Consider the following 15,327-nt stretch of genomic DNA (forward strand, 5'->3'; position numbering starts at 1 on the left):
GACCCGAATTTGCCCCGTATTTCGGGGTGAGACGATGACGCTTAACTTTCCGGCCACGAGACGGTCGGTATGGAACCGGACGACAATCATCGCAGTTGGGCCGAACGGTCGGGGGATTTTTCGCCCGCCTACTACGCCGAAATCGGCTCGAACGAGGTGAGCGACACTCTCGCCAGCGTGTTCGAGTACTACGCGGACGAGGACGCCAAAATCCTCGAAATCGGCTGTAGCTCCGGCCGTCACCTCGCCCGCCTCCGCGACGATGGCTACACAAACCTCACCGGCATCGACATCAACGACGAGTCGTTCGACGTGATGGCCGACCGGTATCCGCGACTCGCGGAGACTGGGACGTTCCGAACTGGCGCGATAGAGGACGTGCTTCCCGAATACCCTGACGATGCCTTCGACGTGATTTACTCGGTGGAGACGCTGCAGCACATCCACCCCGAAAACGAGTGGGTGTTCGAGGAACTGATTCGCGTCACGAGCGACCTGTTGATAACCGCCGAGAACGAGGGTAACAGCCCGCAACGAGGCCGAGGAGATGCCGAAGTCAGTTACGTGCACGACGATTTCCCGCTCTATCACCGGAACTGGAAACAGGTGTTCTCCGGCCTCGGCCTCGCCCAACTCGTCTGCGAACCGGGGAGTCGCGACACGGTTCGCGTGTTTCGAGTGCTCTGATGGCAGTTATTCGAATAACAACAAAACAACCGAGGTGTTAGGAGTCGGCGTCGAGCGCCGACTCCAGCGACATGAAGAAGGCGAAGTAGCCGATAACGCCAGCGAACAGGGACAGGTGGTACGCCCACGTCGGTCCCTGAAGAAGGTCGAACAGGGCGGTGACGACCGCGACCCAAATCACGGCGAAGGCGAGGTCTGCGACCATGCCAGAGCGATGTTCCCTGACGTGGTCGAGTATTGTTCCGGTGAACTGCACGTTACTCACCGTCCTCCGGTTCGGCTCGCTCGTCCACGACAAGAACCGAGCGATGCGTGGAGCGGAGGACGCGTTCTGTGACGCTGCCGAGGAGCATCCGCCGGACACCGCTCCGACCGTGACTGCCCATCACGATGAGGTCGATGTCGTAGTCCTCGGCGAAATCCGCGATGACTCGGTGGGGCTGTCCAGCTCGGAAATGCTCTTCGACCGAAAGGTTTCGGTTTCGACCCTGCTCGACGACGTACTGGGTCGCTTCTCCCGCTCGGTCTTCGAGGTCGTCCATCTCGCCGAATCGACCGGCCCGGATGCGGTCGATTTGCTCGGTGCCGAGACTCACGTCCATGGCGTCGGTATCGACGACGTAGAGCGTGTAAACCTCGGCCTCGAACTTTTCGGCGATGTCGAGCGCGGATTCGACCGCCAGTTCCGCCGTTTTGCTCCCGTCCGTGGGAATGAGGATGCGTTCGTACATTGATTAGTGGCTTTGGGATTCGTTGATAGTTCGGTGGTGATTATCTATCGGTAGCTAGTCGTCTGCGGGGCTGTGTCCGCTCTTTGCATCGACGATGTCCTCGGCGCTCTGCTGTTGGCCCATCGGTTCGGGGCTGTGACACTGCCGAACGATTTGTTTGATTCGCTCCGGCGGTTCGCTGGTCGCCATCGACACGCCGATGGTGACGGCGAACACGATTGGCGTTCCGACGAGTGCAGCCCCGACCGCTGGGAACACTTCGGCGTAAATCGGCACGAGCGGGCCGGATTCGGTGGCGAGGATGAGTTCGTTGAACACGGCGGCAGTCCAGATGAGGAGTCCGGTCGTCATGCCCGCGAGCGCACCCTGTCGGTTGGCGTTCTCCCACCACAGGCCGAGGAAGAACATCGGGAACAACACCAGTCCGGCCAGCGAGAAGGCGAGCGCGACGAGTTCGCCGACCAGCGCTGGCGGATCGAGTGCGGTAACCGTCACGATGGCCCCCAGCACGATGATGGTGGTACGACCGATGAGCAGTTGTTGGCGCTGTGTCGCATCGGGGTTGATGATGTTCGTGTAGATGTCGTGCGCCGCGGCCGACGAGGCGGCGATGAACAGCCCGGCGGTCGTCGCAATCGCGGCAGCGATACCGCCCGCCGCGACGAGGCCGACGAACCACGTCGGGAGGTTCGCGAGTTGCGATGCGAGAACGACGATTACGTCACCCTCTGCGCCGCTCATTCCATTCGCTCCGTAGACGGGGCCGACATTCTTCGCGTAGAGGTCGGTTCCGAACGCCGCGAACGCGGGGGCGCTCAGGTACAGTAGGCAGATGAAAAACAGCCCCCAGACGGTTGACCAGCGAGCGGTTCGCTCGCTTTCGACCGTGTAGAACCGAACCAGCACGTGCGGAAGGCCGCAGGTGCCGACGATGAGCGAGAACGCCGTCGCAATCCACAGGAAGTAGCTAGTCCCGCTGAACGGTTCGGTGAACTCCGAATTCAGTTGGCTCAACAGCGCGCCGTACTCGATTTGCGGCAGGAAGGTCGAATAACCCTGTGTGTAGCCGACGGCGTACAGGCCTGCGAGGAACGCCACTATGAGGATGACGTACTGGACGGCCATGTTTTTCGTCGCTCCGAGCATTCCCGACAGCGCGAGATAGCCGACGGTGATTCCCATCATGAGAATCACCATAGTGGCGTAGTCGCCACCGAAGACGTAGATACCGACCAATCCCATGCCGCGGGCCTGTCCGACCGAGTAGACGAACCCGATGAGAATCGTCGTCAGCGCGCCGATTGCGCGTGCGGTGTCCGAGTTGAATCGGTCGCCGACGAAGTCGGGTGCGGTGTACTTGCCGAACCGGCGCATCTGCGCGGCCATGAAGATGAGTAGGACGAAGTAGCCGGTTGACCAGCCGACAACGAACGCGAGTCCGTAATACCCCGACAGCGCAATGAGTGCGGCCATACCGAGGTACGACGCCGCCGACATCCAGTTGGACCCGATTGCCATCCCGTTTTCGACGTTACCGATGGAACGACCGGCGACCCACAGGTCTTCGGTGTCGGCCACGCGGAATGCGTATCCGATGCCCAGAAACAGCAGTAACATTCCCGAAACGATGGCGGCCGGGACGATTTTGAACGACGCGTTGAGCGCGTCCGGAAGCAGTTGAAGCGGCGTGAAGGTCATTGTTCGGTCCCTCCGTCGGGCGCGACGGTTTCGGTGTCCGGCGCGGCCTGCTTTGTGGAGTGGTCGATACCGTACTTCTCGTCCAGTTGGTCACGCTTTCGCGCGTAGATGAACGAGAGAATCAGCGCACCACTCGGCGCACCCATCGCGGTCAGCAGGTAGTGCAGTGGGAACCCGAGGACGGTGATGCTCGTCATGACGTCGGGTGCGAGAAACGTCGCCGTTACGGGGCCAAATACGATGATGGCCCACACGACGAACATCGTCCACACGATTTTGAGGTGGTCGCGCATGAACGGTGTCGCCGGTTTGAAAATGTTGATTTGCGCGTCGAGATAGTTGACGTTCCGCCGACTGGTCTGGACGCCGCCGTCCGTCTCGATGTCGGGAGCTGTCCCGTCTGATTGTGAGCTATTATCTGTCATTGTTGACTGGTTTCGATGAGTTGTGGTCGTCCCGATTCGTGGTCGTCCTGATTCGAGCGGCGTTCAGTCGTCTCCGACCGTTTCCGCGATGTCTTCGACGACATCCGGATTGCGGAGGGTCGAAGTGTCGCCCAACTCCTCGCCGTTGGCGATGTCTTCCAGTAACCGACGCATGATTTTCCCGGAGCGCGTTTTCGGCAGTTCCGGCGTGAACACGATTTCCTCGGGGCGCGCGATTGGACCGATGGCGTCTTCGACGCCCTCGACGATTCGGTCGTGCAGGTCATCGTTGCCCTCGGAATCCTCCTCCGTGATGACGTAGGCGTACACAGCCTCGCCTTTGATGTCGTGTTGGCCACCGACGACGGCGGCCTCGGCGACGCCTTGCACGCCGACGATTGCGCTCTCGATTTCCATCGTTCCGAGGCGATGGCCGGAGACGTTGATAACGTCGTCCACGCGCCCGAGAACCGTGATGTAGCCGTCCTCGTCTATCTTCGCGCCGTCTTCGGGGAAGTACACCCAGTCCGCCGGGTCGTCGCTCTCGGTGTCCGAGTATTCGGCCCAGTACTCCGAAATGAAGCGCTCGTCGTTGTTGTACAGCGTCCGGAGCATCCCCGGCCACGGCTTGTTGACCGTGAGGTAGCCTGCCCGTCCGGGGTCGACTTCCTCACCGCGCGTATCGACAACGCGAATGTCGATGCCGGGAAGTGGCGGGCCAGCACTGCCGGGTTTCGCGTCCTTCACGCCGGGAAGCGTGGTGAGCATCATGCCGCCGGTTTCGGTCTGCCACCACGTATCCACGATTGGGCAGTCCTCGTTTCCGATGTGCTTGTAGTACCATTTCCACGCGCGCGGGTTGATGGGTTCACCGACGGTGCCGAGCAATCGGAGCGAGGAGAGGTCGTGTCGTTCCGGATACTGACTGCCCCACTTCATGAACGCGCGAATTGCGGTTGGAGCAGTGTAGAGTTGGTCTACCTCGTACCCGTCCACGATTTCCCAGAGACGGTCACGGTCGGGATAATCCGGCGTTCCCTCGTACATCACGCTCGTCGTCCCGAGCGCGAGCGGGCCGTAGACGATGTACGAATGGCCGGTAATCCAGCCGATGTCCGCCGCACACCAGTAGGTGTCCTCCGGTTTGATGTCCAGAACCGCCTGCGATGTCCACGACGCCCACGAGAGATAGCCCGCCGTCGTGTGTTTCACGCCCTTCGGTTGTCCGGTCGTTCCGGACGTGTACATCAAAAAGAGCATGTCTTCTGCATCCCGCGACACGGGTTCGACGTCTGCTCCCGCGTTTTCGGCCACGAGGTCGTCGTAATCGTGGTGCGTCTCGGCCATCGGATGGTCGTACTCGTCGCCGAGTCGATCAACGACGGCCACCGCGGATACCTCGTGGTCTACGCCCGAAAGCCCCTCGTCGGCCTTCGCTTTGTGTTCGAGGGCGTCACCGCGACGGTAGTAACCGTCGCAGGTGACGAGGAACTCGGAATCCGCCGCATTCATCCGGGTTGCGAGCGCGTCCGCGGAGAATCCGGCGAAGACGACGCTGTGGGGTGCGCCGATTCGCGCACACGCCAGCATCGCTATCGGCAGTTCCGGCACCATCGGCATGTACAGCGTAACGATGTCGTCCTCACCGACGCCGAGGTCGCGTAGTGCTGCTGCGAACTCGTTGACCTCCCGATGGAGGTCGTTGTAGGTGTAAGTTCGGTCGTCCTCGTCGGTCGGTTCCCCGACCCACTCGATTGCGACCTCGTCCCCGCGATTTTCGAGATGGCGGTCGAGGCAGTTCGCCGAGGCGTTCAGCGACCCGCCCGTGAACCACTCGTAAAACGGTGGGTTCGAATCGTCGAGAACCGTATCGTACTCCGCTTCCCAATCGAGCAAATCGGCCGCTTGCGTCCAACACTCCGGCCAGTTCTGCTCGAACTCGTCGTAGATGGCGTCGTCCACGATGTTCGCCTGCTCGACAAACGACTGTGGGGGCTCGAACCGCTCTCGGTTTTCGAGACGCGCTTCGAGTTCGACATCGTTATTTTCCGTCATGGGCCAAGTTCACAAGACTCACGATATTATATAAGTGGTGGAGCTAACTATACAAAACAGTCGATTTTCCAACACAGAGACGCTCCTCGGGGAGGGTAGGAGTTCACTACCGACGAGAGAGGACGAATCCGACGCCAGCAGCCGAGTGAAATTAAACAGTTAGTGTCTATTTGCGTCCGCCGACCCGCTGTCGTCCTCGAACACTGTATCGAACACTTTCTGTTGTGCCTTCCGGAGGTGGTTGTGAAGCGTCGGCGACGAAACGTCCATCGACGCCGCGAGTTCCTCGGCGGTACTCCCGCGGGGCCACTCGAAATATCCGGCGAGATAGGCGGCCCGGAGAACCGTCTGCTGGCGCTCGGTCAACCGGTCGTGTACCGTCTGCTGGACATTGACCGTGCTCCGGGCGGGTTCGGAAACCTTGCGTTTCGAGCGCAAATCCGTCGCCGGAAACGACCGTTCGACGGTTTCCACGACGCGACGAATATCTACCTGCTCCGAAAAAACGCCGGAAACGTCGAGGACACCCGATTCGGCCGACAGTTCGCGGACGGTGCCGCCGCGTTCCACGAGTATCGTCGCGAGCGAGTCGCCGGAAACGACGAACTCGAAAAGCGCGTCGTCCTCGTAGTCGCGGATGAGACGAGCATCCTCGACAGCGTCCGCGGCGGTTATCCTATCGAGAACGTCGCCGACGGCGGCCCCGCTGGCCGTGACGAAGTAGAGCAGCGAATGGTTCGCTATCGGCACCACACCTTCGAGCGCGAACCGACAGTCGAGTTCCGCCGAAGCCGAAACGAGAAAGACACCATCGTCGGTGCTGCGCAGCGAAAGCACTACGCCGGTGTCCGCCAACAACAGGCGTTTGCGCGCAATCGACGTGATAGTTCGGCCGACTCGTCTGCCGACATCGGCGAGGAGCGTCCTGTCTGTCGGCCGAAACGCGTCGTTGGCGACACAGAGCAGTCCGTGAACGGTTTCGTTCGACCGGAGCGGCGCGACGGCGAACGAACACCGGGACAGCGGCCCGGTAAGCGGCACTTTATCGACCGACGAAGTAGCCGACATATCGGCCGACACACCGACCGACGACCCATCGGCTGATGGGTCGTCGGTCACCGCTTCGCCGACTATCGTCACGTCGGGAATCTCGTCTTTCAGCACGCCGATACCGTCGAGGACGGCATCGAGAACGTCGTCAGTGTTGTTTCGTTCGGGCATAGCACTCGTTCGTGGCGAGCCGTCCGCGTCGCAAATCCAGACGGCGCGGTAGATGCCCGAGAGATGGTCGCAAACGGTGCGTTCCACGGCTTCAGTCGTGGACGCCTCCGCGAGGGTTTCGCCCAACTCACCCATACATCGAAGCAGTTCGGAGCGGCGAGAGTCCGCCCGGCTATTGTGTTCGCGGTGGTCGTGTTCCCAGTGGTCGTCTTTGCAGGGGTCGTGACGGTGTTCGCGGTGGTCGTAACGGCGGCCGACCCGGCCGCCGTTACGACTCGATTGCCGGTGCGGCTTCGCGAACGCGTCGATAATGTCGGTCGTGGTCGGCCTGTCGAGATACGGGGCGAGGCTTTCGAGGCTCTTCCACCCACCGACGGTCTGCACCACCCGCGTGTCGATGTCCTCCTCGACGAGGCTCCGCCACGCGAAGTACTTGCGGAGGTCGCGGCAGGTAACGTCTCGAAGGTCGTCAACGCGGTCTGCGACGTCGCTTACCACCATCTGAACGCGGCGTGGTGACACCGCGATAAACGGGTCGTACCGGGAAACGTCGTTCGCGGTAGCGAACTTTCGGAGGTCGTGGGCGATTTCGGGCGGGACGTATGCCGCCCGCGTTTCGCCGTCTCCATCTGGGACGGAGAGGAAATAGAATCGTTCTCCGTCGCGTTCGCGCTCGGTGATGTCGGCGGGACAAATGCGGGTCAGTTCCGAGGGACGGAGTCCGACGCGTCCTGCCAGCGCCACGACGAGGTCTTCACGGTAGGTTTCGGTTCCGCGACGGAGACGCTCGTACTCCGGCGTCGTCAGGAACTCCGTGTCTTCCGCACCGCTCATATTTCGTATTTCTCTGGAGAGACGAATAAATCTTCGGGTAAGAACGGACAGCTCTCGACTGTTCTTCCCCTCGAAAGAAGAGAACTGCACAAAATTAGGTGAGAACCGTTTTCCAGAGCGGGAACGAGTCGTTTCGTCTTTGTGCGAAAGCGCGAAACTACTCGTTCAGAAGCGATTCGAGTTCCCCGACGACCTCCGGGTTTCGGAGCGCGCTCGTGTCGCCGAGGTCTTCTCCGTTTGCGATGGCTTTCAGATACCGCCGGACGACTTTGCCCGACCTCGTTTTCGGTAGAGATGGCGTGAACGTGACGGAATCGGGTGCCGCAATCGACCCGATGGCCGATTCGACGGCCGACTGGACGCGCGTTCTGAGCACCTCGTCGCCCGCGACGTTCGATTCGGGACTGACGAACGCGTGAACTTTCGACCCTTTCATCGTGTCCGTCCCGCCGACGACGGCGGCTTCCGCGACGCCGTCTACGCCGACGATGGCCGATTCGATTTCCGCCGTACTCAACCGACGGCCAGACACGTTGAGCACGTCGTCGGCCCGCCCGAGAAGGTGGAGATAGCCGTCCTCGTCCCGGACGGCGTTGTCGCCGGTGTCGTACTGCCACTGGCCGTCGGCACGACTCGTTCGGCGGACACCCCATCCAGCGTCTTCGCAAAGCGACCGCGCCATCCCCGGCCACGGGCGAGTGAGAACCAAGCGTCCCGATTCTCTGGGCGGGACTTCCTCACCGACTTCGTTGACGACTGTCGCCCCGATTCCGGGGAGTTCCCGTCCGACTGCACCCGGTCGCATTCGGTCTGCACCGGGGAGCGTCGAAAGGACGACGCCGCCGGTTTCGGTCTGCCACCACGTATCCACGATTGGACATTCGCCGCCGCCCACGTGTTCGCGGTACCAGCGCCACGCAGTTTCGTCGATGGGTTCGCCCACGGTTCCGAGAAGTCGAAGGCTGGAGAGGTCGTGTTGTTCTGGATATTCGCTTCCCCACTTCATGAACGCCCGAATGGAGGTCGGCGCGGTGTAGAACACGTCCACCTCGTTGCGCTCGATGACTTCCCAGAGACGGTTCTTTTCGGGATGGTCGGGCGTCCCTTCGTACAAAATGGTCGTCGCCCCGAGCGCGAGGGGGCCGTAAACGGCGTAGGAGTGGCCGGTAATCCAGCCGACGTCGGCAGAACACCAGTGCGTGTCCTCCGGCTTGAGGTCGAACACCGCGTGGCTCGTCCACGCGACGTGTGACAGATAGCCACCGGTCGTGTGCTCGACTAACGTCGGTTCGCCCGTGGTTCCCGAGGTGTAGATGAGAAACAGAGAATCGTCCGAATCGCGCTCGACGGGGTCGATTTCGACCCCGTCGTGGTCGGCAACGAGGTCGGCGTAGGAACGAGCGTCACCGATTTCCCCGTCGTCACCGAGTCGATTGACGACGATTTGTTCGACGTCCTGTTCGACGGAGAGACAGGCATTGTCGGCCATGCTTTTGAGATGGAGCGCGGTTCCCCGGCGGTAGTAACCGTCGCAGGTGACGAGATATTCGGAGTCTGCACCGGCCAACCGAGTTGCGAGCGCGTTGGCCGAAAAACCGGCGAAGACGACGCTGTGGGGTGCGCCGATTCGCGCACACGCCAGCATCGCAATCGGCAGTTCCGGAACCATCGGCATATAGAGCGTGACGACGTCGTCCTCGCCGACGCCGAGATTTCGGAGGGCCGCCGCGAACGCATTCACTTCATCCCGAAGTTGGTGGTAGGTGTAGGTTCGCGTCTCCCCGAGTTTTCCTTCCCAAATAAGCGCCGTCTCGTCGCCGCGACCATTCGCTACGTAGCGGTCGATGCAGTTGTGCGAGGCGTTCAACCGACCGCCGGGAAACCAGCGCGTCGAACCATCGTCGTCCAGTACCGCGTCGAACGAACGATGCCAGTCCAGAAGTTCGGCGGCGGTCTTCCAGCACGACGGCCATCCCGTTTCGCGGAGGGCGTCGCGGTCGCCCGCGGTGACGTTTGCTCCGCTAACGAACGACGATGGCGGCGTCTCCCAGTCGCGTCCGTGGGTTGTCTCCTTTCTACTCCCGTTGGCCATTCGTTTCGAGGTTCGTGCAAAAAGACAAAAATCGTTCGCCTACACAGAGTTGACGAAAGTGACAGAAAGAGACGTGCGAAAAGCGGGCACGTTTCCGCTAGGTCGGATTATCGGAGTGCGAGCGCCCGGTCGAGCAACCCGTCGTCGTACCGTTCTTTCGTCTGCTCGTCCTGCATCCCGTGGACGATAGCAACCGTCTCGACCGTGTTTTCGAAGTTCTTCAGCGTCGCTTCGTCCACCATCTGACCGTCGATTGCGACCGCCCCCGTCCCGGTTCCTTTCGCTTCGACGAACGTCTCGATTTTCGAAACCGCGGTGCGAAGTTCGTCGGTGGTCGGCAGGTGGATGCGGTTCGCTTGCGCGGTCTGATTGGGGTGGAGCGACCAACTGCCGTCGAGGCCGACCCGCGCTTCGCGCTCGACGTGGTCGGCGTAGCCGTCGCCGTTGTAGAACGTGACACCCGCGCGCTCGCGGAACAGGCGGTCGAACGGCCCGCCAATCGAAAGCAGGTCGTTCGCGCTCGCTTCGTTCGAGAGGGCTTCGCAGAGTCCCGACCAGTCGGGTCGTTTCCCGATTTCGCGCCCGCCGAGTTCCGCGGTGTAATCGACCGGCCCGAACACGAGCGCGGTCAGAAGGGATTCGTGCCCGAATTTGGATATCTCCCGAAGGTCAGAACGGGCGCGCGCCGATTCGACGATGACGGCCAGTTCGATGTCAGTGCCGGTTTCGCGGCCCGCGGCGGCGACCGCCGATTCCGCGGCGTTCACGTCTTCGAGACGCCCGACTTTCGGAACCACGAATCCATCGACGTGTTCGCCGACGGTTTCGGCGAGCGTCTCGATTTGTTCGACGCCGCGCTCGCGGAGCGATTCGCTGTCGTAGGCCCACTCGACGCGCGGCCAGATCTCGCCGGAGAATGCGGGCGCGTACTCCGGAAGCAACTCCCGGACGTTTTCGAGCGCCTCGTCTTTCATCTCCGGCGCGGTGCCGTCTTCGAGGTCGGGCACCAGCCAGTCGGGGGCCGAAAATCCCTCCGCGGTGAGGCCGGAGCGGAGGTATTTCGCGCTGTCGTCCCGGGGGACGGCGGCGGGTGCGGTCTGGAACGTTCGGCAGAGTCTCGTCTTTGTCATTGGTATTTCGTGGGTGTGTTTCGTGATTTCGCCTACTGGTTTCGTTTCTGAATCAGTGCGGTTCGGGTGCCGGAGTACACCGGTTCGTCGCGCTGGTTGAACGCGTAGTGTTCGAACGTGACTTCCCCGGCCTCCGAGTCGTCCGTGTCCTCGGTAGCGAGGACACGGGTGAATCCATAGATTGTGTCGCCGACGGTCACGAAGTCGTGAAATTGCTCGTCGCCGTATCCGATTTCGCGGTAGGTTCGTTCGTCCGAGCGTGCGTGCCCGAGCGCGACCGACCGGGTCACGTCGCCATACGCAACGATTTCGCCGGATGGCGAGTCGGCCATGTAGTCGTCGTTGTGGTGCTGTTTCGCCGTGTTGAGCGTCACGAGCGGCAGTGTCGCCACCATCACGTCGTCCATCGTTCGCCCGCGTTCGTGGCGGTAAGCGACCGCCGCATCACGGTTGGTCGTTCGTTCGTGAGCGTCGCGGAAGTCCTCGAAATACGGGCCGTCGGGCGAAACGAACTCGCTCGGGAGGCCGGAGTCGTCGGTTTCCCCGGTCGCGCGAGAGTCCGTCGGACTCTCGCGCCCGCCGTCCGTGGCCATCGGTTCCCGGCGCGGAATCATGTTCGTTCGGGTGTACGACAGGAGGGAGTCGCCCGTTTCGGCGTCGAATCCGGTCGTCTCCCACGTCACGATGCCGTAGTCGGGACGGGAACTCGATTCGCGTTTGGCTTCGACCATCGATTCGACGCGAATCTCGGTTCCCGGCGCGACCGTCGGGTCGTGAATCGACACGTCGTCTCTGCCGAGGAAGTAGCCGCCTTTCTCGCTCAAATCCTCGACGCTCGGCCCCATCACGCTGGCGAGCAGGTAATCCGGATGAATCGGGGAGTCGTCGTAGCCAACTGCTCGCGCGGCGTCGGACCGCCAGTAGACCGGGTCGTGATTGAGCGTTTGGCTCATCCACAGCTCGTTGGCGTGCGCCGAGAGCGTGAGTCCCGCCGCGTGTTCGATAGTCTGTCCCTCGCTGAAATCCTCGAAGCAGCTCCCCTTTTCCAGCGTCTCTGCTCGCTCCAGCGCGTTCGAAAACGTTCGTGAGTCTGTCCAATCTGTCATCTGTTATCTCCGAGTTTCATTCGGTGTCTCTTTCGTTCCTATCTGCTTCGTCCGTGCTTTGCGGCGGGAAATCGCCCGCCGCATTTCGTTTTCCATCACCATGTACCCTTCATCGAAGCCCATGCCCGGTTTGGCGAGGGTCTGGGCGGCGTCGGTGGCGAGCGCGACGTGCGCGCACGCTCGCGCGGAGGTGACCGTTTCGTTGCACGTCCCGCCGAGATACGCGCGAGTGTCGGTACCGTCGCAGTACAGCACTGCTTCCGCGCTTCGCCCGATGCCGCCGAGGTCGGGCGTCTTGATTTGCACCACGTCGGCCGCGCCCGCGTCCACGAATGCCCGCACGTCCTCGAACGTATTGCACCATTCGTCGGCCACGATGTCCACGTTAACGCCCGCGTCGGCGAGTCCGTCGCGGAGTTCGGCCATGGCGTAAATCTGTTCTTCCCGTCCGCCAACGTCCATCGGCCCTTCGACCTGCAACGGGAACGGGGCCGCGGCCTCCCGGAGGTCGGCGAAGTAGTCCGCGATTTCCGCGCGGTCGTACGGCGGCACGAAAAGTTCCCCGAGGATGCCGTACACGTCAACGTGGAATCGCGGGTCGTAGCCCTCCGGGCCGAGTTCGACCGCACGGTTCGAGAGCCACGCCAGATACTCGACCAATCGCTCGCCGTCCGAACCCACCTTCTCGACGCTGTTGAATAGACCGTGGGGGAGGACGGGAACGCCCTTCAACAGCATCTTTTCTGCGTTTTTGCGCCGATTGTCGCCCGACTGCCCGAAGACGGGAACCGGGTCGCTCGCGGGAACAGTCCCGTAGGTGTCGGCCAGAACGTCGGTTTTCGTACCGTGGCGGGCGATTGCGGCGGCGTCGAGCAGCGCCTGCGAGACGCCGTACCGAATCGCGGTGTGCAGTCGTTCGCCGTCGGTGGTGAGTCCTTCGAGGATGTCCGCGTTGTCGCGGAACTGTCCCGCGGCGCGTCCGACGAGTGAATCCGAAACGATTTCTTCGATTACCGGCGCGAACTCCGGCGCTCGAAAGAGCGAATCGCGGCCGCCCGCGCCGGAGTACTGAACTGCGGCACAGTCGCCGCGAGCGACTGTGCCGTCGGAGAGTTCGAGCAGGACACTGACGGCCTCTCCGGCCTGTCGAACGCGGTCGAAACCGGGCGTCACCGGGTCGCCCCGATACGCGAATCCGTCCTGTTCTGCGCCCGCCTTGATGGCGCGCTGGTCGTCGAAGAAAAATCCGGAGACGGCGGGCACCGCACGAACTGATTCGATGATTCTCGTGTGGCCGGATTCGGCGGAAGTCACGCTCCGCCACCCCCGGACTGACTGCTTCCGCGACGGCCGATGAGTCGGCCGTCGCTGATGGCGTCCACGTCGTCCGCGACCATCTGAAACGAAGTGGTTCGGTTCTCCGCGCGCGCCCGGCGGTCGAGTCGGTTGGTGTGAACCGACTTGAGTTCCGGTTCGAGCGCGAGGTCGCCGAATTCGAGGATTCGAACCCGCCCGTCGTCGTCGCGGGCCGGTAACACCGCGCTCTTCGCGCTATCGCTTGGAGCGAACGGAACGTCGATGGTTCCGGTTTCGAACGCCGCAACAATGCCCTGTGCAACGTCTTCGTCGCCGAGTTCGAGAATCGTGTCCAGCAGCGACCGCACGGAGTCCTCGATGAACTCGCGCTCCTCCTCGATGCCGTCCACGTCGATGTCCTGTTCGCACACCATATCGAGTATCTGTCTGGTGGTTCGCAGTCCTGCGGCGTTTGCCTCCTTCGTTGGAACGCCGCCGAACTCCTGCGGCGATTTGGTGATAACCTTGTCCGGGTTTGCGATTGCGGCGGTGGCCGCGCCGAGCGCGATGACGCCGTTCGCGCGGGCCTCGTCGGGTGGGAAACCACCCATCCATTCGTGGAAAACCGTCGTCACGGTCACGTCGCCGGGAAGGTATTCCTCGCCGAGTTCACGAAGGGCTTGCAGGGCAGCGATGTCCTGCACGAGGTTGCCGACTTGTCCGTAGCCGAGCGTGATGCTCCGAACACCCTGCGTGACGGCGAGTAAGCCTTCGACCACCCCGATTGCAATCGCGATGCACGGCGGGACGAGCGTGCCGGTCAGCGGGCCGAACGGTTCGCGGTTGATTTCGACGCCGCGTGCGGTGTAGGCCCCGGCGAGGCGGTCAACGTACTGCCAGTGTTCGATTGTCTGGGCGAGGTCGCGCTCTTTCGTGTACGGAATATTGTACGAGATTGGGCCGCCCTCGAAACTCTGAAACCCGCCAGCGAAGGTGACGGCCGCGAGGAGGCGAGCGTCGGGCGTTCCGTGGCGCACTTCGATTGGGGCGTCAACGCCTTCGATGAGTTTCCGACAACCTTCGACGCCGTGGTTGACGGCGGGAAACCCGTTGAGCGTGTCGTCGCCACTTTCGCGGGCGTTTTCGAGGCCCTGCTGGGCTTTTTCGTACTCGTTGTCCCGCGTGTACGAGTCGATGGTCGTCGGGAGCAAGTCCGCGCCGCCCGCGCCTTCGAGGTGGCGGAGAAGTGCGATTTGGTCGTCCAGCCGCGGAACGCCAGCGCGGGGTTGGAGAAGCGGCCGGTCGGCGCGCTGGAGCACCTTCGCAAACCGCTTTTTGTCGGGAAGCGAGTCGTGGTAGGCGACTGCTTCCTCGAAATCGAACGGCTCGACCGACCAGTCGTCGCGTATTCGTTCGTCGATTCGTGACAGCTTCTCTGCGGAAAGTCGTGTATCGCGTAACATGGGGAGGGGATTCAGGACGTGAGCCTCGTTCGTTCGGCTTCGGATTCCGTGATGTTCATGTCCGCTTTGAGGGCGGCAATCGCTTCCATCGGCTTCGTTTCGGAGTCGAAAACGCGGTCGAACCCCATCGCTCGGAAGCACGCCTTCGTCTGCTCGAAGTCGTCCTGCCCGACGGCGAGATTACCGCCGATGTAGGTGATGGGGTCGAGACCGGCGGACTCGATGGCCTCGTGGAAACCACGGCAGTCCTGTTCGGCGTGGCCGTACAACGAGGAGACGAGTACCGCATCACCCTCGTGTGCTTCCACCGCGCTGATGAAGTCCTGCTGGCTGGACTGGACGCCGATGTTGACGACATCGAAGCCAGCCGTCGAGAGCGCTTGGTCGAGTATCGTGATGCCGACGGCGTGTGCGTCGGACCCGATAACACCGAGGATTATTGTAGCAGACATCGCATCGGTATCTACAATGGACAGAAGTTAAAGGTAATGTTTTTTCATGATTAATGCGTTTAAGGCCCTTTAGGGAGCTAGTGTGTGCCTAATTCACAAACCACATTATTAATTGATAAGGTTTTTGTTTCGGGTTA

The 15,327-nt window shown here is 61.9% G+C and carries 13 protein-coding genes; 1 reads left to right on the forward strand and 12 read right to left on the reverse strand.

All coding sequences use genetic code 11. The features are described 5' to 3' along the window. Positions 1-69: 69 nt before the first annotated feature. Positions 70-687: a class I SAM-dependent methyltransferase gene (locus tag BW974_RS19600; RefSeq protein WP_076432091.1), complete on the forward strand. Its 618-nt coding sequence runs from the start codon at positions 70-72 to the stop codon at positions 685-687. Positions 688-724: 37 nt separating this feature from the next. On the opposite strand, the gene BW974_RS19605 is transcribed toward BW974_RS19600, so the two are convergent. From BW974_RS19605 to glmS, 12 genes are all read right to left on the reverse strand, one after another. Then, positions 725-952: a DUF8119 family protein gene (locus BW974_RS19605; RefSeq protein WP_076432093.1), complete on the reverse strand. Its 228-nt coding sequence runs from the start codon at positions 950-952 to the stop codon at positions 725-727. Next, positions 945-1,418, reverse strand: coding sequence for a universal stress protein (locus BW974_RS19610; protein WP_076432094.1), 474 nt, complete (start codon positions 1,416-1,418; stop codon positions 945-947). The genes BW974_RS19605 and BW974_RS19610 overlap by 8 nt, the downstream gene beginning before the upstream one ends. Before the next feature lie 54 nt (positions 1,419-1,472). Next, positions 1,473-3,116 (reverse strand): VC_2705 family sodium/solute symporter, encoded by a 1,644-nt coding sequence (locus tag BW974_RS19615; protein WP_076432096.1) that lies wholly within the window; start codon positions 3,114-3,116, stop codon positions 1,473-1,475. Continuing rightward, positions 3,113-3,541, reverse strand: a complete 429-nt coding sequence (locus BW974_RS19620) for a DUF4212 domain-containing protein (protein WP_076432097.1) — start codon at positions 3,539-3,541, stop codon at positions 3,113-3,115. Before BW974_RS19620 ends, BW974_RS19615 begins: the two co-directional genes overlap by 4 nt. 63 nt (positions 3,542-3,604) lie before the next feature. Further along, positions 3,605-5,596 carry an acetate--CoA ligase gene (acs, locus tag BW974_RS19625; RefSeq protein ID WP_076432099.1) on the reverse strand — a complete coding sequence of 664 codons (1,992 nt, stop codon included), beginning with the start codon at positions 5,594-5,596 and terminating at the stop codon, positions 3,605-3,607. Between the two features lie 159 nt (positions 5,597-5,755). Then, on the reverse strand, positions 5,756-7,651 hold the full coding sequence (locus tag BW974_RS19630; RefSeq protein WP_076432101.1) for a bacterio-opsin activator domain-containing protein: 1,896 nt from the start codon (positions 7,649-7,651) through the stop codon (positions 5,756-5,758). A 157-nt stretch (positions 7,652-7,808) separates the two neighbouring features. Beyond that, positions 7,809-9,743 carry an acetate--CoA ligase gene (acs, locus tag BW974_RS19635; protein WP_076432103.1) on the reverse strand — a complete coding sequence of 645 codons (1,935 nt, stop codon included), beginning with the start codon at positions 9,741-9,743 and terminating at the stop codon, positions 7,809-7,811. Positions 9,744-9,850: 107 nt separating this feature from the next. Then, positions 9,851-10,873: an L-malyl-CoA/beta-methylmalyl-CoA lyase gene (gene citE, locus BW974_RS19640; RefSeq protein WP_076432105.1), complete on the reverse strand. Its 1,023-nt coding sequence runs from the start codon at positions 10,871-10,873 to the stop codon at positions 9,851-9,853. A 32-nt stretch (positions 10,874-10,905) separates the two neighbouring features. Next, entirely contained in the window at positions 10,906-11,979 is a 1,074-nt protein-coding gene (gene mch, locus BW974_RS19645; RefSeq protein ID WP_076432107.1) for a 2-methylfumaryl-CoA hydratase, read from the reverse strand. Between the two features lie 3 nt (positions 11,980-11,982). After that, complete coding sequence (locus BW974_RS19650; RefSeq protein ID WP_245800204.1) at positions 11,983-13,293, reverse strand: methylaspartate ammonia-lyase; 1,311 nt, start codon at positions 13,291-13,293, stop codon at positions 11,983-11,985. Next, a complete protein-coding gene (locus BW974_RS19655) occupies positions 13,290-14,738 on the reverse strand; it encodes a methylaspartate mutase subunit E (protein ID WP_076432109.1) in 1,449 nt (482 codons plus the stop codon). Before BW974_RS19655 ends, BW974_RS19650 begins: the two co-directional genes overlap by 4 nt. Before the next feature lie 11 nt (positions 14,739-14,749). Continuing rightward, positions 14,750-15,190 carry a methylaspartate mutase subunit S gene (gene glmS / locus BW974_RS19660; RefSeq protein ID WP_076432111.1) on the reverse strand — a complete coding sequence of 147 codons (441 nt, stop codon included), beginning with the start codon at positions 15,188-15,190 and terminating at the stop codon, positions 14,750-14,752. Between the last annotated feature and the right edge of the window lie 137 nt (positions 15,191-15,327).

Origin of the sequence: Haladaptatus litoreus (assembly GCF_900156425.1) — an archaeon.
GTDB classification, from domain to species: Archaea; Halobacteriota; Halobacteria; order Halobacteriales; family Haladaptataceae; genus Haladaptatus; species Haladaptatus litoreus.

Coding starts and splice junctions, on each gene's coding strand:
- BW974_RS19600 (WP_076432091.1), top strand. CDS start 70: ATGGAACCGGACGACAATCATCGCAGTTGGGCCGAACGGTCGGGGGAT.
- BW974_RS19610 (WP_076432094.1), bottom strand. CDS start 1,418: ATGTACGAACGCATCCTCATTCCCACGGACGGGAGCAAAACGGCGGAA.
- BW974_RS19615 (WP_076432096.1), bottom strand. CDS start 3,116: ATGACCTTCACGCCGCTTCAACTGCTTCCGGACGCGCTCAACGCGTCG.
- BW974_RS19620 (WP_076432097.1), bottom strand. CDS start 3,541: ATGACAGATAATAGCTCACAATCAGACGGGACAGCTCCCGACATCGAG.
- acs (WP_076432099.1), bottom strand. CDS start 5,596: ATGACGGAAAATAACGATGTCGAACTCGAAGCGCGTCTCGAAAACCGA.
- BW974_RS19630 (WP_076432101.1), bottom strand. CDS start 7,651: ATGAGCGGTGCGGAAGACACGGAGTTCCTGACGACGCCGGAGTACGAG.
- acs (WP_076432103.1), bottom strand. CDS start 9,743: ATGGCCAACGGGAGTAGAAAGGAGACAACCCACGGACGCGACTGGGAG.
- citE (WP_076432105.1), bottom strand. CDS start 10,873: ATGACAAAGACGAGACTCTGCCGAACGTTCCAGACCGCACCCGCCGCC.
- mch (WP_076432107.1), bottom strand. CDS start 11,979: ATGACAGATTGGACAGACTCACGAACGTTTTCGAACGCGCTGGAGCGA.
- BW974_RS19655 (WP_076432109.1), bottom strand. CDS start 14,738: ATGTTACGCGATACACGACTTTCCGCAGAGAAGCTGTCACGAATCGAC.
- glmS (WP_076432111.1), bottom strand. CDS start 15,190: ATGTCTGCTACAATAATCCTCGGTGTTATCGGGTCCGACGCACACGCC.